Source organism: Micromonospora sp. 050-3 (assembly GCF_046549335.1).
Lineage (GTDB): Bacteria > Actinomycetota > Actinomycetes > Mycobacteriales > Micromonosporaceae > Micromonospora > Micromonospora trifolii.
Window position 1 is genome coordinate 196,855 of record NZ_JAJPVX010000002.1, and the last position, 17,227, is coordinate 214,081.

Here is a 17,227-nt window from a genome sequence, read left to right on the forward strand (position 1 = left end):
GTCGGGGTCAACCTCATGGTCGCCAGATCAGTGGGTCGCGCGTACCTCAGGTGTGTCGCTGCCGTTGGCGCGCGCGGCTGGGCCCGGAGTGCCGGTGCCCCCGACGCCGCTCTCGGGGATGGCCTTGCTGACGGCCTCCCCGTTGACCGGCTCGGACGCGGCCGGGTTGGCGGGAGCCTCGTCAGCGCTTTCGCTTGCCGGGCTGACGTGGAGTCCGTCGGTGGCCGTCGCCGCAGCGCCGCCGGGTGCTGCGGCGGTGGGTGCTGTGGCGGTGGAGTCCCGGGCGGCGGAGTTCGGGGTGCCGGGCAGATCGGCGGCGGACGCCGTCCCACGGGGTTCAGCCGCCGGACCGGCGACCGTGCCGGACCGCGCGGGTTCAGCCGTCCGGTCGGTGACGGTGGTCGTCGAGCCGGCATCGGCATCCGGTTCCACGGCCGGATCGGCCGGGGGCCTGCTGTCGGCGTCGGTCGGATCGGGAGTGGAGTCGAGCGCTGGTTCCGGAATCTCCTCCGCCGCCTCGATGACCGAGACCGACTCCATCCCGGCTGCTGCCGCTGACGCGGCCTCCGCTGCGGCAGCGGCATCCGCGGCAGCGGACTGGGCCAGCAGACTGGACGGCGCCTGCCATTGGATGCGGGGCGGCTCGGCGAGCGGGCGGCCACCGAACTCGGCGAGCCAGGCGGCGACGAGCGCCAGATTTTCCCGCCACTGCGCCTCGGAGATCGGCGGCAGGATCGAGTCCCACAGAGACAGGAACGTGCCCCGCAGCTGAAGGCGGCCGTACGGGCGGGCGAGGAACCACATGTGCAGATGAGCCGAGCCGTCGCCCCAGCGATTGACGTGCACCCGCGCCACGCCGTCGAGCGACCGGATGGCCCGCTCCAGACGTACGGTCATCACCCCCAGCTCGGCGGCCAGTAGGTTCGGCAGGTCACCGAGGTCGAGGTGGGTGCGCGATTCCAGGATGAGCACCATGGGCAGGCCGGTGGGCCGGTCCATGGCGCGGACCCGCCACCGCTCGCCCACCCAGATGTAGGCGTCGTCGGGCGCGTTGCAGGCGGTGCATTCCCGGAGACCCTCGCCCTTCCGGGGCGGTTCGACCGGGACCGGATCATCGAGTTGCTTCACGTGGAGGTCACCCTCGAAGGGAAATGACGGCCACTGGGTGAAGTCCGGGACTGAGGGAGGGTTGTCGTGCACGACGCTGACCCTAACCGAGTCTGGCACCGCTGTCCCTACCTGTTCGAGCGGTCCCGGGCCACCGGATCGGTGCCCGCCGTCGATCAGGTCCGCGTGGTCGCGCGGGCACCGAGAGGCGATATCCACAGGCTGCCGAGATCCTGAACACAGGCCGTCATCCACAGGCTCACACCCGCTCCCACGCGCTGTTTCACGTGAAACGGGGGGTGCCTGTGGACAACGGGTGTGGATAACTTTTCGGCCGGTCGGTCGTTGTCCGCGGACCGCAAATGAGCGGAACCGATGGCCACCGGGGACGGAATTGGACGACGGCTCTCCGATCGGCACCGCATGCCGCCGCCGGGCGCCGTACCCAGCCGCCGATGGCGGCTCGTTGGCCCGTTTGGCACGCGTCTGCGGTGACGGCCCGGGTCCGTTTGCGGACCGTGTCAGCACAGACCTCGGGCCTTGCGGCCTGGACGCCCGGGCGCCCGGACGCCCAAGGACAGGGAGGTCGGTTCGCAGTACCGGCGTCGAGCGTCTGAAGACGGGGAGCGACTCCGCTTGACCGCTGCTCCGACCCTCGTGGTTTTGACCAGGGCCACCGAGGCGCTGGCTCGGTTTCACGTGAAACGGCGCGCCGGGCAGCGAAGTCGGTCCGGCGGTCCAGGGCCGGGCAGCGAGGGCGAGCCGGCAGTCCCGGGGCCGGGCTCCCGCTGGCCTATCGCTCGTACACCCCAGTTCTTGCGGTCCGACGGTTCAGCGGCGCCGGCGGCCCGGCGGACTCCCGTCAAGGTCGTTGTGAGGCTGCTCCGCCAGACTAGCCGCGAGGGTGAACCTCTGCCCGCCTGCGGATGACCACGGAGACGCCGTTTCGCGCCACTCAGCGGCTCGCTGGCGCCTTGATCGACGCAGGGGGTGGTTGCGGTCGAGTGGACCATTCCCGAGCCTTCTGCGACCCGTGTAGAGGATCCGCTCGGCGACCGCACTCACCTCAGCGGCCGCCACCAGTCGGCCGCCACCGCGTCCGCCCCCGCTATTAGCCGCTCGCCACGCCGGAGCTCGTCGCTGATGACCGCGCCCACCGTCACCCCATCGCCGCGAACACCGCCCGCCACGCCTGCTTGCGGCCAGGCGCCGGGTTGGCTGGGTGAGCCGAGGGCAACGACGATCCGCAGGGCATACCGATCCGCTGAGTCAGAGCCGCCGGCTGTTTCACGTGAAACGCGACGGCCCCGGAACGCAGAACGGCCGCGCCCCCAGTGGGTGGCGCGGCCGCGGGCGAGCGGGGGGTCAGTCCTCCCCGCTCGCCTCCTGTTGCACTCCGATGATCCCGACGATCCGCTCAAGGTCGTCCACCGTCGCGAACTCGATCGTGATCTTGCCCTTGCTCCGGCCGATGTCCACCTTCACGCGGGTGTCGAACCGATCGGACAGCCGATCGGCGAGATCGGTCAGGGCCGGCGCGTGCGCCTTGGGTCGCCGTTTCGCGGCCTGGCCCTTCGCCGGCCCGTCGTTGAGCGCCAAGGCCACGATCTCCTCGGTCGCCCGAACCGACAGTCCCTCGGCCACGATCCGCAGGGCCAACTGTTCCTGCGCCTCCGCCTCGTCGAGGCTCAGCAGAGCGCGGGCGTGCCCCGCCGAGAGGATGCCGGCGGCAACCCGGCGCTGCACCTGCGCGGGCAGGTTCAGCAGTCGGATGGTGTTGGAGATCTGCGGACGGCTCCGGCCGATACGGCGCGCCAGCTCCTCGTGGGTGGCACCGAACTCCTCCAGCAGTTGCTGGTAGGCGGCGGCTTCTTCCAGAGGGTTCAGGTTGGCCCGGTGGATGTTCTCCAGCAGGGCGTCGCGGAGCATGGCGTCGTCGCGGGTGTCCCGGATGATCGCCGGGATGCTCTCCCGCCCCACCGCCTGGGCGGCCCGCCAGCGCCGCTCGCCCATCACCAGTTCGTACTTCTCGTCGTCGAGCTGCCGAACGACGATGGGCTGGAGGAAGCCGACCTCCTGGATCGAGGTCTTCAGCTCCTCCAGCGCCTCCTCATCGAAGACCTGGCGGGGCTGCTTCGGGTTGGGCATGATCGCGTCGACCGGGATCTCGGCGAATCGAGCACCGGGCACCGGGCTCAGCACGGGCTCCGGGCTCCGCACGGGCTCCGGCTCGCGGACTGGCGCTCCGGCGGGCACAGCGGCGACGGCGTCGGTGCCGCCGTCGCCCAGGTGCTCGTTCTCCGGCTCGGCCGTCGCGGTGCCAGCGGCACCCGGCGCCGGCCCGGTCGGGATCAGCGCCCCCAGGCCCCTACCCAGACCGCCCCGAGGACGGTTCTTCATGCCACGCCTCCCAGCGACTCGTCCGCACTACGCATTCCGGCCCACCGGCTCCTTGACGCCCCGCTCGGCGATCTCCTGGGCGGCCTCGAAGTAACTCGTGGCACCCCGCGAACCGGGATCGTAGGTCATCACCGACTGGCCGTAGCTCGGTGCCTCGGAGACCCGGACGTTGCGGGGGATGACCGCCTGGAGGACCTTGTCGCCGAAGTGGTTCCGGACATCCTGCTCGACGGCGTCGGCCAACCGGGTGCGGCGGTCGTACATGGTCAGCAGGATGGTGGAGACGTCGAGCTTCGGGTTGAGGTGCTGGCGTACCAGGTTGATGTTGTTGATCAGCTGGTTGAGCCCTTCCAGCGCGTAGTACTCGCACTGGATCGGGATCAGCACCTCCTGCGCGGCAACCAGAGCGTTGACAGTGAGCAGGCCGAGCGAGGGCGGGCAGTCGATGAAGACGTAGTCGAACTCGCCCGGGTAGGCGGCGATCGCCCGGTCCAGGCGCGACTCCCGGGCCACCACCGACACCAGCTCGATCTCCGCGCCGGCCAGGTCGATGGTCGCGGGTACGCACCAGAGGTTGGGGATGCCCTCGACCGCCTGTGCCACCTCGGCCAGCGGCACGCTGTTGATCAGGCAGTCGTACACGTCGGGGATGCCGGTGTGGTGCGGGACGTTGAGCCCGGTCGAGGCGTTGCCCTGCGGGTCGAGGTCGACCACGAGCACCCGGTTGCCGTGCAGGGCGAGCGCCACCGCAAGGTTGACGGTGGTGGTGGTCTTACCCACGCCGCCCTTCTGGTTGGCGACGCACATGACCCGGGTCCGGTCCGGTCGAGGCATGGTCACCTCGCCACTGGGATTCAGGATCTGCACGGCGCGCATCGCCTCCATAGCCAACGGTGGGTCATCCTCTTCGCGCGTCGGGGTTTCACGTGAAACGTACGTGGGGTCGGCCGCCACGGCAGCCAACGACTCGGTCGAAGCGACCGGCGCGTCGGCGACCACCGGCACGGCGTCCCGAACGGCCGCCGCAGTGGGTTGGTGTGGGACGGCCGGCTCGAAGCGAACCGCCGCGGCGGTGTTGCGGCGACCCGAGGTCGGCCGCACCTCGGCGGCGTTGACCGGTCGACTCGACGCCTCCGGCGTTCGACGACCACTCGCCGGCTCCGGAATGGCCGAGCCCTCCGGTCGCCCTACGCCCGACGGCGGGTCGACCGCTGCCGGCGGATCGCCGTCGGTAGGTCGGGTCGATGGCCCGGTCGCACCGGGCGACCAGCTTGGGTAGTCGGTTTCACGTGAAACGGGATCGCTGGTCGACCCGGTCACGCGTGGATCGTCGTACCTGCCGTCGTCATGCACCTGTCATCCCTGCCCGCTTCGGATGGTCGGTCCGCGCCCCGGTCAACTTGCCGCATCCTCGCCCGCAACCCGGAGCGTACGGCCCGCGGGAGCGGTCGGAGACCCGCGACGTCCGTCACCCGCTCCACACTATCGACGCGCGGTCAGCCTACGGCGGACGGGCGCGGCCGGTCCACGTCGGGTTCTCATCCCCTCGTCCATCCGTACCGGTACAACGAGGCAACCCACCGGCCGGAAGCCCGATGGCGCGAAGTGTCAGCCTCGGCGGGAGCGTCCGCCCCGGGCGCGCTTCTTGGCCGCCGGGCGGGCCGGGCCGACCATCCGCTCGCGCACGATCTCCACGACCGTGGTGGGAGGGTCGATCACCCCGACGCCGCAGAGCTGCACGGCCGGCTCTCCGCCGCCGAGTCGCGTGACCACCTCGGCGTGCTCCTGGATCTCGGCGGCGGCGGACGAGCCCTTGAGCGCCAGCAGCCGGCCCCCGCGAACCGCCAGGGGAAGGCTCCAGCCTGCGAGCCGATCCAGGGGCGCGACCGCGCGCGCGGTCACCACGTCTCCGCTGATCGGCTCCCGGCCGCTCGACCCGCTGGCTGCCTCGTCGGCCCGGCCACGGAACACCCGCACCGACTTGGCCAGACCGAGTCGCTCGACGACCTCGATCAGGAACGAGGTCCGTCGGGCCAGCGGCTCGATCAGGGTGACAGTGAGGTCGGGGCGGGCGATGGCCAGGACGAGACCCGGCAGACCGGCGCCGGAGCCGACGTCGAGCACCGTCGCGCCGGACGGAATCCGCTCGGCGACCGCAGCGCAGTTGAGCAGGTGCCGATCCCAGATGCGGGGTGCCTCCCGGGGGCCGATCAGGCCGCGGACCACCCCGTCGGTGGCCAGCAGTTCGGCGTACGCGGCGGCCAGGTCGAGACGGTCACCGAAGAGGGTCAGCGCGGCCGGGGCCAGCTCGGGCGGCAACGCCGCGTCGGCCGGTGACGGGGCGGTGTCACGCCCGGTCGATTCGGCGTCGGCGTCAGCGTCGGCGGGAGCGGGACGGACAGCGGACGGCCCGGGCGGCGTGCCGCCCGGGCCGGACACGGCGTCGGCCGTGATGTCGTCGTGGGTCACCCGGTCAGTCCGCCGGCCGTACGACGATGCGCCGGTTCGGCTCCACACCCTCGGACTCGCTCGCCACGCCGGACATGGCGTTGACGACGTCGTGCACGCACTTGCGCTCGAACGCGGACATCGCATCCAGGCGGACCGGCTCGCCGTACTCCTTGACCTTCTCGACGGCGTTCTTGGCGACCGCGGCGAGTTCCTTGCGGCGGTTCGCCCGGTAGCCACCGACGTCGAGCAGCAGACGGCTCGGCGTACCGGTCTGCCGGAAGACGGCAAGGCGGGTCAGCTCCTGGAGAGCCTCCAGGGTGGCACCGCGCTGACCGACCAGATTCTGCAGCCGCTCGCCGACAACCTCGACCATCGGACGGCCGGCCGCGACCAGCTCGTCGATGTCGCCGTCGTAGTCGAGGATGTCGAGCAGGCCCTCTACGTAGTCGGCGGCGATCTCGCTCTGCCGGAACAGGTCGCCCTCGCCCACAGCCTTTTTCACCCGTGTGCCAGCGGCGGCGGTGTCGGTGTCGTCGTCCGCCTCGGTGTCATCGGCTTCGGTGTCGTCGCCGTCCACCGCGAGCGTGGCGGTCTCCTCCTCGTCCAGGGACTGCTCGGCGCGGGGGATGCTGGTCTCGGTCACGGTCTCATCTCCGTACTCGCTCGGCCGGACCGTCGGGTCCGACTGGTTTCCCGGGGCCGGCGGGAGGTCGCCGGTGCCCACAGGCACGTCTGTACGGGCAGTGTCGCCCGTGGCCGCGCGGTGCGCGGTCGGTTCCGCCCGGCGCCGGCCGTACGGCGGCTGCGCGGTGCGGAACGGGCCGCCGCCGGATCACCGGCGGCGGCCCTCGCAGGTCAGCCCTGCCGCTTGGCGGGGCGGCTCTTCTTCGGGTTGTTCACCGGCTTGGCGCCCGGCTTCGGCCCGGCAACCTTGGGCGCGGTCGCCTTGACCGGCGCCGGCGGGGCCGCCTTGCCGCGGCCGAACAGGCCACCGGACTTGGCGGGCTGCACCGGGTTGCGGGTGGCGGCGGGGGCGACGGCCTTCTTGGCGGTCACCGGCGGCGGGAACTTCCGCAGCACCCACTGCTGCTGGCCGAGGGTGAAGAGGTTGTTGGTGACCCAGTAGATGATGACGCCGATCGGGAAGATCGCGCCGGAGATCAGCAGCGACGCGGGGATGCCGTAGAGCATCAGTCGCTGGATCATCCGCTGCTGCGGGTCCTCGGCCCAGCCGGTCTTGAGGATCATCTGACGGCTGGTCAGGTAGGTGGTCGCGATCATGACCAGGACCAGGACGCCAGCAATGATCTTCACGGTGGTGCCGTTGGCGCCAAGGCTGGCCAACTCGTCGGCCGTGGAGCCGAACTTGCCGGCGATCGGGGCGGTGAAGAGCTTCGCCTGCGAGGCGCTCTGGAACTGGTCGACGGTCCAGCCGTAGAGGGTCTTGTTCTGCTTGTCCGGGTCGAGCCGGCGCAGCACGTGGAAGAGACCCAAGAAGACCGGGATCTGAAGGAACATCGGAAGGCAACCCATCAGCGGGTTGGCCTTCTCCTTCTTGTAGAGCTCCATCATTTCTTTCTGGAGCGTCTCCCGGTCACCCTTGTGCTTCTCCTGAAGCTCCTTGACCTTGGGCTGGAGCGCCTGCATCGCCCGCTGCGACTTGATCTGCTTGACGAAGACCGGGAACAGGATCACCCGGACGGTGACCACCAGGAAGATGATGGACAGGATCCAGGCGAAGTTGGTGCCGATCACCGCGCCGACGGGCACCCCGATGGCGTCCCAGGCAGAGTGCCAGGTCAGCAGGATCCACGAAATCGCGTAGTAGATCCAGTCGAGACTCAGACTCAATTCGGGGCTCCAGTCACATCAGCACGACGGCGGCCGCCCGGCTCCGGCACCGGGTCATATCCACCAGGGTGAAAGGGGTGGCAGCGCAACAACCGCCGGGCCGCCAGCACGGCTCCCCGGAGCGCGCCGTGCCGGACGACCGCCTCCTGGGCGTACGCACTGCACGACGGGTAGAACCGACAGCGAGCCGGCAGTGCCGGACTTATCCACCGACGGTACGCGATGATGGGCGCGATCAGCACCTTGGCACCTGTTGTCGACGGCCGTGGGCTGCTCTGCTCGGTGCCGGTCATCGGGACCGCCGTTCGCGGGGCGACCGGGCGACCGCGATGGCGGCGTCCAGGTCGGTGGCGAGCCGGGGGTACGACGCCTGCGCCGCGGCGGGGAGCGCCCGGACGACCAGGGTGCTGCCGGCGGGCAGGTTGGCCAACCGTTCCCGGACCAGCGCCCGCAGTCGGCGCCGGACCCGGTTACGGGTCACCGCGTTGCCGACCGCCTTGGACACGACGAAGCCGGCACGGGAGGGCACGGACGACTGCTCCGCACTGTTGTCCCGTACCGGCTCCGGCGAGGTCGGTGTGCTGGGGTCGGCGGTCACCGCCACGGCCAGGTGGACCACGACGGCACCACGTCCGGCGCGTCGGCCACCGCGAACCGCTGCGGCGAAGTCAGTGCTGCGCCGCAGTCGCTGTGCGGCGGCCAGCACGACTACCCACGTCCCCTGGACCGGCCCGGTCGGCTCAGGCCGACAGGGTGGTGCGACCCTTGGCGCGACGGCTCGACAGGATGGCACGGCCGGCACGGGTGCGCATGCGCAGCCGGAAGCCGTGGGTCTTCGCGCGCCGGCGGTTGTTCGGCTGGTAGGTGCGCTTGCTCACGTCAGGCTCTCCGTTTTCGTACGCGCCCCGCGCGACGGGATCGCCGGGGTCGTGTGGTGGTCCAGGCCACCTCGACGGTGGCCCACGATCGGTGCTGTCCAGCGGAGCGGGGACCTCGGCGATGCGGGGATGCGACCGCGGACAGCAAGCACCCATCACCCTAGCAGAGGGCGAGAAAGCAGCCGTTCCAGCCTACGCAGGGGGGCAATGACCGTCAAACACCCCGAGCAGCGCAGAACGGGACGCGCCCGAGGCCGAAGGGCGGTTTTCGCTGATGCCGACAAGGGCGCCGCCGCGTCGCCGGTTGATGGCGCAGGGACAACGCTGTTACCGTGCCCGATTGCGGTGAGCGTCGGAAGCTCCGGTCGTCGCGCAGGCAAGACCGGACAAGGCAGTGAATCGTTCGGCACGGTGAACCCGCTTCAGCGCCCGTTCAGGCAGGGGCAGGTCCCACCCGCGTCCGGCGGCGGCCACAATCGGTCGGTACACAGGCTGTGGATAACTTGTGGATGACCACCGGTCGACCGTCCGGGTGGGTGTTGTTCCACCCGCGAACGCGGCGGGCCCGGGACGGCCGGCTGGCAGACAGCGGCGGCCGGGAGCAGAAGCGAGGGGGTGGCACGACGGTGGCCGGTACGACCGACCTTGCCGCAGTGTGGTTAGCGGCGACCGACGAGCTCGCCGACGAGATCATCTCCGCCCAGCAGCGTGCCTATCTCCGCCTGACCCGGCTGCGGGCGATCGTCGAGGACACCGCACTGCTCTCCGTTCCGGACGCGTTCACCCGCGACGTGATCGAGTCACGACTGCGCCCGGCGATCACCGAGGCGCTCACCCGCCGGCTGGGCCGACCGATCCAGGTCGCGGTCACCGTCCGGGTGGCCGAGGACGCCACCGGCCGACCGGCCGGCACCGTCTACCGCAGCGCCCCGGAGACCGGGCAGCTCGACATCGACGGCCCCGGCATGGCGCAGTTCGACGACGACCAGGGCTCTCGACCGTCGGCCGACGCGATGATCCCTGAGCAGTCACCCGCGCCGCGTACGCCCGATCCGGTGGCGCCGCCCGCGCCGGCAGGTCCGCCGCTCGCACCGCCAGTGGACGCGCATCGCGCCGGGCTGATTCCCGCCAGCAGGGACGGACAGGAGGCGTTGTTCAGCGCCGCCTTCGCGGAGCCCCTGCGGCCTTCCCGCCCGGGCCCGGACCGGCGCGGCTACGACGAGCAGGCAGCCCGCCTGGACCCGCCCGGCCCGGACACCCGGCCCTACGAGCCCCGCTACCGGGACGACTCGGCGTCGCCGCGCGACCAGCACGTGATCCGTTCGCTCCCCCGGGACAGCGGAACGGACAGCGGGCCGGGTCGCAGCGCGGTGGACCATCGGACCGGTGGTCGTGACGACCGTCGGTTGCCCGGTGCCGACACCGGCGGCAACCGGCTCAACCCGAAGTACATGTTTGAGACGTTCGTCATCGGCTCGTCCAACCGCTTCGCCCACGCGGCGAGCGTGGCGGTGGCGGAGTCGCCGGCCAAGGCGTACAACCCGCTGTTCATCTACGGGCACTCCGGGTTGGGTAAGACACACCTTCTGCACGCCATCGGGCACTACGCCACGACACTCGGCAACGCCCGCTCGGTCCGGTACGTCTCGACCGAGGAATTCACTAACGACTTCATCAACTCGCTCCGGGACGACAAGACCAGCGCGTTCCAGCGGCGCTACCGCGACGTCGACATCCTGTTGATCGACGACATCCAGTTCCTGGAGAACCGCGAGCGCACCCAGGAGGAGTTCTTCCACACCTTCAACACGCTGCACAACGCCAACAAGCAGATCGTGATCACGTCCGACCGGTCGCCGCGCCAGCTCGCCACCCTCGAGGACCGGATGCGAACCCGGTTCGAGTGGGGGCTGCTGGCCGACATCCAGCCACCGGATCTGGAGACCCGGATCGCGATCCTGCAGAAGAAGGCGGCGCAGGAGCGGATGTACGCCCCGCCGGACGTGTTGGAGTTCATCGCCTCCCGGGTGTCGAACTCGATCCGGGAGTTGGAGGGCGCGCTGATCCGGGTGACGGCGTTCGCCAGCCTGACCCGGTCGACAGTCGAGCTGTCGCTGGCCGAGGAGGTGCTTCGGGACTTCATGCCCGACGGCGCCGGTCCGGAGATCAACGCCGACCAGATCATGGCGTCGACCGCTGACTACTTCGGGGTGAGCCTGGAGGATCTGCGCGGCCAGTCCAGGTCGCGGGTGCTGGTAAACGCCCGCCAGGTGGCCATGTACCTGTGTCGGGAGTTGACCGAGCTGTCCCTGCCCCGGATCGGGCAGGCGTTCGGTGGCCGGGACCACACCACTGTGATGCACGCCGACCGCAAGATTCGTCAGCAGATGGCGGAGCGCCGCTCGCTGTACAACCAGATCGCCGAGCTGACCAACCGGATCAAGCAGAACAGCTGAGGCGTACGACAGCCCTCACGGCGGCGCACAGCCGCGGAACACGCCCGACCGGATCTCCGGTCGGGCGTTCTTTTTGGGTCAGTCAGCTGGACTCTCGACATGGTGGAGACCACAGCATTGAGGCCGTGACCGCCTCGATCCCCACTCGTTGTCCACAGCTCGTTGTCCACCGTCGGTGGATAACTACGGTCCGTCCTCCGCCAGTTACCCACAGGCTGTGGAGAAACCCTGTGTACGAAGCTGTGGACGCCTGGGGACGACAGTCAGGTTATCCACCGATCATCATCAACCTGTGTACGAGCTGTTGAAGGTTCTGGGGATGACGGCAATGGTGATCTTCCCCGCGATCCACAGGCTTGGGGAGAAAGTCGGTGGATTACCGGTGGACAACCGGTGGACAACGGTGGACAACCGGTGGACGAGACCGGGCTGTGGACACGCAGGCCGGTTGTACCCCCGGTTCTCCACAGCTAAATCACCGGTGGATAACCTGTCTGACCTGCGCAGACCTCGGTTTTCCACAGTTTGCACAGGTGCGATGAAGACGATGAGTTATCTCTTCTAAGAGAACAAAAACCAATCATCACCGTTGGGCTTTCTGTGGATCGGGTCGAACGCTGTCGGATCAGCCGGTCAGCATCGACACGATCCATGGGGTCGGGCGCACAGCCGATGTCCCCGCGCCCTAAGGTGCGATGGGTACCCGCACGGTCGGGCGGGACGGTAGGCAGCGGTCGGCATGAGAGAGTTGTCGCTGACGTCGACGCGGAGGCATTGATGAAGTTCCGAGTGGAGCGCGACGCGCTCGCCGAGGCTGTGGCGTGGACCGCGAAGAGCCTGCCAAACCGGCCATCCGTACCGGTGCTCGCCGGGGTGATGCTCCGCGTCACCGACGGCAACCTGCGGGTCTCCGGGTTCGACTACGAGGTCTCCAGCCAGGTGACCGTCGAGGTGCAGGGCGACGCCGACGGCGCCGCGCTCGTCTCCGGCCGCCTGCTCGCCGAGATCACCAAGGCGTTGCCGGCCAAGCCGGTCGACATCGCCGCGGTCGGCGCGCACCTCGAGCTGGTCTGTGGGAGCGCCCGGTTCACCCTGCCCACCATGCCGGTGGAGGATTACCCCGCGCTGCCCGAGATGCCGCAGAGCGCCGGCACTGTCGACGCCGCCGCGTTCGCCACCGCCGTGGCCCAGGTGGCCATCGCTGCCGGTCGCGACGAGACGCTGCCGATGATGACCGGTGTCCGCGTCGAGCTGTCCGGCGACACCCTGTCGATGCTCGCCACCGACCGTTACCGGTTGGCGCTGCGCGAGATCCAGTGGCGGCCGGACGACCCCGAGGTGAGCATCAACGCCCTGGTGCCGGCCCGCACCCTGAACGACACCGCCAAGGCCCTCGGCCCGCTGGGCGGCGAGGTCACGCTCGCCCTGGCCCAGGGCGCTGCGGGCGAGGGCATGGTCGGCCTTGCCGGCGGCACCCGACGCACCACCAGCCGGCTGCTCGACGGCGCCAACTACCCGCCGGTGCGGTCGCTCTTCCCGGCCACGCACAACGCCGCGGCCCGGGTGCCGGTCAGCACGCTGATCGAGGTGGTCAAGCGGGTCGCGCTGGTCGCCGAACGCACCACCCCGGTGCTGCTCAGCTTCAGCGCCGACGGCCTGGTGGTCGAGGCCGGCGGTTCCGAGGAGGCACGGGCCAGCGAGGCGATGGAGGCCACCTTCACCGGTGAGCCACTGACCATCGGCTTCAACCCGCAGTACCTCATCGACGGTCTGGCAAACCTGGGCGCCCAGACGGCCGTGCTCTCGTTCGTCGACGCCTTCAAGCCCGCGGTGATCTCTCCCGCTGGCGAGGATGGCGAGGTCATTCCGGGGTACCGGTACCTCATCATGCCGATCCGCGTCTCGCGCTGATCGCGCCCAGCAACACCCAGATCCACGGAGGTAGAAACACATGCAGCTCGGGCTGGTAGGACTCGGCCGTATGGGCGGCAACATGCGGGAGCGGTTGCGTTCGGCCGGGCACGAGGTGGTCGGCTTCGACCACAACGCGCAGATCAGCGACGTCACGACCATCGCGGGCCTGGCAGAGAAGCTTGAGTCGCCGCGCGCGGTCTGGGTCATGGTGCCCGCCGGTGTCACCGACGCCACGATCGACGAGCTCGCCGAGGTGCTCGGCGAGGGCGACATCATCATCGACGGCGGCAACTCACGCTTCAGCGACGACGCGCCCCGCGCGGAGCGGCTCAACAAGCGGGGCATCGGCTACCTGGACGTCGGGGTCTCCGGTGGCGTCTGGGGCCGGCAGAACGGCTACGGGCTGATGGTCGGTGGCGCCCAGGAGCACGTGGACCGCCTGATGCCGATCTTCAACGCCCTCAAGCCGGAGGGTGAGTTCGGCTTCGTGCACGCCGGCCCCGTCGGTGCCGGGCACTACTCGAAGATGGTGCACAACGGCATCGAGTACGGCCTGATGCACGCCTACGCCGAGGGCTACGAGCTGATGGCCGCCTCGGAGCTGGTGACCAACGTGCCGGGTGTCATCAAGTCCTGGCGGGAGGGCACCGTCGTCCGTTCCTGGCTGCTCGACCTGCTGGACCGGGCGCTCGACGAGGACCCGGAGCTGGCCGACCTGAGCGGCTACACGGAGGACACCGGCGAGGGCCGGTGGACGGTCGACGAGGCGGTCCGGCTGGCGGTGCCGCTGAACGTCATCACCGCTTCGCTGTTCGCCCGGTTCGCCTCACGGCAGGACGACTCGCCCGCCATGAAGGCCGTCTCCGCGCTGCGTCAGCAGTTCGGTGGCCACGCCGTCCACAAGCGCTGAGCGGTATCCACAACCTGTGTACGTTCACCGGCTGGAACTGGTCGACTTCCGCTCGTACGAGCGGGTGGCCGTCGACCTCCAGCCGGGAGCGAACGTCCTGATCGGCGCCAACGGCGTCGGCAAGACCAACCTCGTCGAGGCGCTGGGCTATGTGGCGACCCTGGACTCGCACCGGGTCGCCACCGACGCGCCTCTGGTCCGGATGGGCGCCACGTCAGCGGTGATCCGCTGCGCGGTGGTGCACGACGGCCGCGAGCTCCTGGTCGAGCTGGAGATCGTGCCCGGCAAGGCCAACCGGGCCCGACTGGGCCGCTCACCGGCGCGGCGGGCCCGGGACGTGCTCGGGGCGCTCCGGCTGGTGCTCTTCGCCCCGGAAGATCTTGAGCTGGTCCGTGGCGACCCGGCCGAGCGCCGCCGCTACCTGGACGATCTGCTGGTCAACCGGCAGCCCCGGTTCGCCGGCGTGCGGGCCGACTACGAGCGGGTCGTCAAGCAGCGCAACGCCCTGCTGCGCACCGCGTACCTGGCCCGCAAGACCGGTGGGTCCCGGGGCGGCGACCTCGGCACCCTCGCGGTCTGGGACACCCACCTGGCCCAGCACGGGGCCGAGCTGCTCGCCGGCCGCCTGGAGCTGGTGGCCGCGCTCACCCCGCACGTGGCCAAGGCGTACGACGCGGTGGCCGCCGGTCGAGGCGCGGCGAGCATCACCTACCGGCCCTCGATCGAACTGGCCGAACCGACCACCGACCGGGCCGCGCTGGCCGAGGCGCTGACGGCGGCCCTGGCCGCGTCCCGCTCCGCCGAGATCGAGCGGGGCACGACCCTGGTCGGCCCACACCGCGACGAGTTGGCCCTGAGTCTCGGCCCACTGCCCGCCAAGGGGTACGCCAGCCACGGCGAGTCCTGGTCGTTCGCCCTCGCGCTGCGGCTGGCCGGGTACGACCTGTTGCGCGCCGACGGCATCGAGCCGGTGCTGGTGCTCGACGACGTCTTCGCGGAGTTGGACACCGGCCGCCGGGAGCGGTTGGCGGAGCTGGTCGGCGGGGCGAGTCAGCTGCTGGTCACCTGCGCGGTGGACGACGACGTGCCGGCCGCCCTGCGCGGCACCCGCTATCAGGTCGGCGAAGGGGCTGTACGCCGTGTCGGATGAGCCAGGCACCAAACGCCCAGCGGCCGGCGACGGCCCTGCTGCGCGTACCCCCAAGGCGGCGGAGGGATCGGCGGGCGGTGAGCCGGCGGCGGCCGCCAGCGGGCCCGAGCTGGCCCGGGCGGTCCTCGACGCGGCGCTGTCCCGCCGGCAGGCGGCGGCCCGCGCCCGGCGTACCCCCGGCGGCGGCGGCGACGCTGCCGGTGGCTCGGGGCGGCGGTTGCGCGGCTACTCCGGCCCCGGCCCCGACCCGCGCGATCCGCAGCCGCTCAGCGCCGTGCTGAACCGGCTGGTGAAGGCGCGGGGCTGGCAGCAGCCGGCGGCCGAGGCCACTGTGTTCGGCGCCTGGGAGCGGGTCGTCGGCGCGGAGGTCGCGCAGAACAGTCGCCCGGTGAAGTTGGAGAACGGCGAGCTGACCGTGGAGGCGCGCTCGACCGCCTGGGCCACCCAGTTGCGGCTGCTCGCCGGCTCACTGCTAAAGCAGATCGCCAGCGAGGTCGGTCACAACGTGGTGCGCAAGCTGCACATTCACGGGCCGGCCGCGCCCTCCTGGGGGAAGGGCCCACGCCGGGTACGCGGCCGGGGCCCGCGCGACACCTACGGCTGAGCCGGCTTCAGCCGCGCCGGTCGGCCGCGCGGGCTGCTCGCTTGCGTTCCCGCTGCTCCCGGGTGAAGCGCTTGCGTTCGGCCAGGTCGCGTTTCCACGCCTCGCGGGCCTCGGCGGAGCCGCCCTGCACCGCGCCCTGCACGCCCTCGGCCGGGCCGGCGAGGTGCCGGAAGGCCCAACGCATCAGTCGGCCACCCTCGCCCGGGGCCCTGGTGATCGCGCCGTCCTCGCTCATCTGCCGCCCTCTTCCCCGCGTCGCCTCGCCGGTTCTCGTCCGTGGCACGAGCCTACCTTTGGGGCACCAATGGTTGGTGTACCAATGATCGGTACGATAGTCACCGTGCGGAGAGAGGGCAACCGATGAGCGAACGACCGGACGGCGTCGACCCGCTGGCTCTGGAGCAGCAGGTCTGCTTCGCCCTCTCGGTCGCCGCGCGCAGCGTGGTGGCCGTCTACCGGCCGCTGCTGGAACCGATGGGGCTGACCCACCCGCAGTACCTGGTGATGTTGGCGCTCTGGCAGCACGCGCCGTTGTCCGGCCGCGACCTCAGTCGCCTGCTCCAGCTCGACCCGGGCACGCTGTCACCCCTGCTCAAGCGACTGGAGGCGGCCGGCTACCTGCGCCGGGAACGGGACCCGAGCGACGAGCGCAGCCTCGCCGTCACACTCACCGCCAGCGGTGCCGCGCTGCGGAGTCAGGCCGAGCTGATCCCAGCCGGGATCGTGCAGCGGCTCGGGCTGCCCGTCGAGGACCTGCAACACCTGCACGCTGTGCTCACGCAGCTGATCTCGGCCGCCAACCGGCCGGCCGCCTCGGAAACCGACGCGGCTGCTCAGGCGTCGGCGTAGACGGCGAACCCGCGCTCGGCGCAGCGCCGGTAGAACGCGGCCAGCACGCCCAGCTCGGCGCAGGTGAAGTTCCACTGCGGCGGGTCACCGCGCTCGTCGCGCAGCGCGTCGAGCCGACTCTCCAGCCAGCGCAACTGCTGCTCGGCCAACCGACCGTCGCCGAGCAGGGAGCGCAGCACTGTGCTCACCGACTCGAAGGTGACCGACTCGCCTGTCGCGCGGTGCGCTGCCACGAACCGCTCGATGCCGCTCGCGATCCAGGAGCAGCCGTCCGGGTCGATCACCGGGTCCTCGTCCTCGGCGGCGGCGTCTGTGGCGTACAACACACCTTCGAGGCCGAGCAGCAGATCCACCAACTCGGTGTAAGCGGTCGCCCGGATGGTGCCGGTCTTCGCGATCAGCTCGGCCAGCGCCGCCGTCGGCGCGGAGATGCGCGGCAGGTCGACGATCTCGCCGAAGTCGACGAACTCGGCCGGCGCGACCGGATCGTAGAAGCGGCCGGTCCGCGGCCAGTGCACCGCGACGTTGTCCAGCCCCATCTGTCACCTCTTAAAGAGCACGTGTCGGGTCGATCGGGTCGATCGTCCCGGTTCCAACCGGTAAAGATCAAGGTTGGTTCCGGGGCGCCGCAAACGTACGGCACGGACGCTTTGGCCG

The 17,227-nt window shown here is 70.6% G+C and carries 17 protein-coding genes; 6 read left to right on the forward strand and 11 right to left on the reverse strand.

Annotated features, from left to right (window positions below; all coding sequences use genetic code 11):
- Positions 1-27: 27 nt before the first annotated feature.
- The 9 genes from ACLJOK_RS15860 to rpmH all read right to left on the reverse strand — a co-directional run bounded on the left by ACLJOK_RS15860 (position 28) and on the right by rpmH (position 8,687).
- Positions 28-1,200 carry a hypothetical protein gene (locus tag ACLJOK_RS15860; protein WP_410819621.1) on the reverse strand — a complete coding sequence of 391 codons (1,173 nt, stop codon included), beginning with the start codon at positions 1,198-1,200 and terminating at the stop codon, positions 28-30.
- A gap of 1,272 nt (positions 1,201-2,472) precedes the next feature.
- Positions 2,473-3,507, reverse strand: a complete 1,035-nt coding sequence (locus ACLJOK_RS15865) for a ParB/RepB/Spo0J family partition protein (protein ID WP_410819622.1) — start codon at positions 3,505-3,507, stop codon at positions 2,473-2,475.
- Between the two features lie 27 nt (positions 3,508-3,534).
- Positions 3,535-4,860, reverse strand: coding sequence for an AAA family ATPase (locus tag ACLJOK_RS15870; RefSeq protein ID WP_410819623.1), 1,326 nt, complete (start codon positions 4,858-4,860; stop codon positions 3,535-3,537).
- A 255-nt stretch (positions 4,861-5,115) separates the two neighbouring features.
- Positions 5,116-5,826: a 16S rRNA (guanine(527)-N(7))-methyltransferase RsmG gene (gene rsmG, locus ACLJOK_RS15875; protein WP_410821507.1), complete on the reverse strand. Its 711-nt coding sequence runs from the start codon at positions 5,824-5,826 to the stop codon at positions 5,116-5,118.
- Positions 5,827-5,980: 154 nt separating this feature from the next.
- Positions 5,981-6,601: a protein jag gene (locus ACLJOK_RS15880; protein WP_410819624.1), complete on the reverse strand. Its 621-nt coding sequence runs from the start codon at positions 6,599-6,601 to the stop codon at positions 5,981-5,983.
- Between the two features lie 212 nt (positions 6,602-6,813).
- Entirely contained in the window at positions 6,814-7,803 is a 990-nt protein-coding gene (gene yidC, locus ACLJOK_RS15885; RefSeq protein ID WP_410821508.1) for a membrane protein insertase YidC, read from the reverse strand.
- Positions 7,804-7,805: 2 nt separating this feature from the next.
- On the reverse strand, positions 7,806-8,102 hold the full coding sequence (gene yidD / locus ACLJOK_RS15890) for a membrane protein insertion efficiency factor YidD (RefSeq protein WP_354943817.1): 297 nt from the start codon (positions 8,100-8,102) through the stop codon (positions 7,806-7,808).
- On the reverse strand, positions 8,099-8,515 hold the full coding sequence (gene rnpA / locus ACLJOK_RS15895) for a ribonuclease P protein component (protein ID WP_410819625.1): 417 nt from the start codon (positions 8,513-8,515) through the stop codon (positions 8,099-8,101). The genes yidD and rnpA overlap by 4 nt, the downstream gene beginning before the upstream one ends.
- Before the next feature lie 34 nt (positions 8,516-8,549).
- Positions 8,550-8,687, reverse strand: a complete 138-nt coding sequence (rpmH, locus tag ACLJOK_RS15900) for a 50S ribosomal protein L34 (protein ID WP_007453904.1) — start codon at positions 8,685-8,687, stop codon at positions 8,550-8,552.
- A gap of 509 nt (positions 8,688-9,196) precedes the next feature.
- Here rpmH and dnaA point away from each other — a divergent pair.
- From dnaA to ACLJOK_RS15925, 5 genes are all read left to right on the forward strand, one after another.
- Positions 9,197-11,143, forward strand: a complete 1,947-nt coding sequence (dnaA, locus tag ACLJOK_RS15905; protein ID WP_410819626.1) for a chromosomal replication initiator protein DnaA — start codon at positions 9,197-9,199, stop codon at positions 11,141-11,143.
- Positions 11,144-11,920: 777 nt separating this feature from the next.
- Positions 11,921-13,054, forward strand: a complete 1,134-nt coding sequence (dnaN, locus tag ACLJOK_RS15910) for a DNA polymerase III subunit beta (RefSeq protein WP_210782097.1) — start codon at positions 11,921-11,923, stop codon at positions 13,052-13,054.
- Positions 13,055-13,094: 40 nt separating this feature from the next.
- Positions 13,095-13,967, forward strand: a complete 873-nt coding sequence (gene gnd, locus ACLJOK_RS15915; protein ID WP_410819627.1) for a phosphogluconate dehydrogenase (NAD(+)-dependent, decarboxylating) — start codon at positions 13,095-13,097, stop codon at positions 13,965-13,967.
- 16 nt (positions 13,968-13,983) lie between these two features.
- On the forward strand, positions 13,984-15,117 hold the full coding sequence (gene recF, locus ACLJOK_RS15920) for a DNA replication/repair protein RecF (protein ID WP_410819628.1): 1,134 nt from the start codon (positions 13,984-13,986) through the stop codon (positions 15,115-15,117).
- A complete protein-coding gene (locus tag ACLJOK_RS15925) occupies positions 15,107-15,721 on the forward strand; it encodes a DUF721 domain-containing protein (RefSeq protein ID WP_410819629.1) in 615 nt (204 codons plus the stop codon). Before recF ends, ACLJOK_RS15925 begins: the two co-directional genes overlap by 11 nt.
- A gap of 7 nt (positions 15,722-15,728) precedes the next feature.
- Here the strand turns inward: ACLJOK_RS15925 and ACLJOK_RS15930 are convergent, their stop codons facing one another.
- Positions 15,729-15,956: a hypothetical protein gene (locus ACLJOK_RS15930; RefSeq protein WP_238677495.1), complete on the reverse strand. Its 228-nt coding sequence runs from the start codon at positions 15,954-15,956 to the stop codon at positions 15,729-15,731.
- 125 nt (positions 15,957-16,081) lie between these two features.
- Between ACLJOK_RS15930 and ACLJOK_RS15935 the strand changes: the two genes are divergently transcribed.
- Entirely contained in the window at positions 16,082-16,570 is a 489-nt protein-coding gene (locus ACLJOK_RS15935) for a MarR family winged helix-turn-helix transcriptional regulator (protein WP_410819630.1), read from the forward strand.
- On the opposite strand, the gene ACLJOK_RS15940 is transcribed toward ACLJOK_RS15935, so the two are convergent.
- Positions 16,555-17,109 carry a hypothetical protein gene (locus tag ACLJOK_RS15940; protein ID WP_238677497.1) on the reverse strand — a complete coding sequence of 185 codons (555 nt, stop codon included), beginning with the start codon at positions 17,107-17,109 and terminating at the stop codon, positions 16,555-16,557. The genes ACLJOK_RS15935 and ACLJOK_RS15940 overlap by 16 nt on opposite strands.
- Positions 17,110-17,227 lie beyond the last annotated feature (118 nt).

Bases quoted from the DNA above. Each gene is read 5' to 3' on its own strand.
- ACLJOK_RS15865 (WP_410819622.1), bottom strand. From the start codon at position 3,507: ATGAAGAACCGTCCTCGGGGCGGTCTGGGTAGGGGCCTGGGGGCGCTG.
- yidD (WP_354943817.1), bottom strand. From the start codon at position 8,102: ATGACCGGCACCGAGCAGAGCAGCCCACGGCCGTCGACAACAGGTGCC.
- dnaA (WP_410819626.1), top strand. From the start codon at position 9,197: ATGACCACCGGTCGACCGTCCGGGTGGGTGTTGTTCCACCCGCGAACG.
- dnaN (WP_210782097.1), top strand. From the start codon at position 11,921: ATGAAGTTCCGAGTGGAGCGCGACGCGCTCGCCGAGGCTGTGGCGTGG.
- gnd (WP_410819627.1), top strand. From the start codon at position 13,095: ATGCAGCTCGGGCTGGTAGGACTCGGCCGTATGGGCGGCAACATGCGG.
- ACLJOK_RS15930 (WP_238677495.1), bottom strand. From the start codon at position 15,956: ATGAGCGAGGACGGCGCGATCACCAGGGCCCCGGGCGAGGGTGGCCGA.
- ACLJOK_RS15935 (WP_410819630.1), top strand. From the start codon at position 16,082: ATGAGCGAACGACCGGACGGCGTCGACCCGCTGGCTCTGGAGCAGCAG.
- ACLJOK_RS15940 (WP_238677497.1), bottom strand. From the start codon at position 17,109: ATGGGGCTGGACAACGTCGCGGTGCACTGGCCGCGGACCGGCCGCTTC.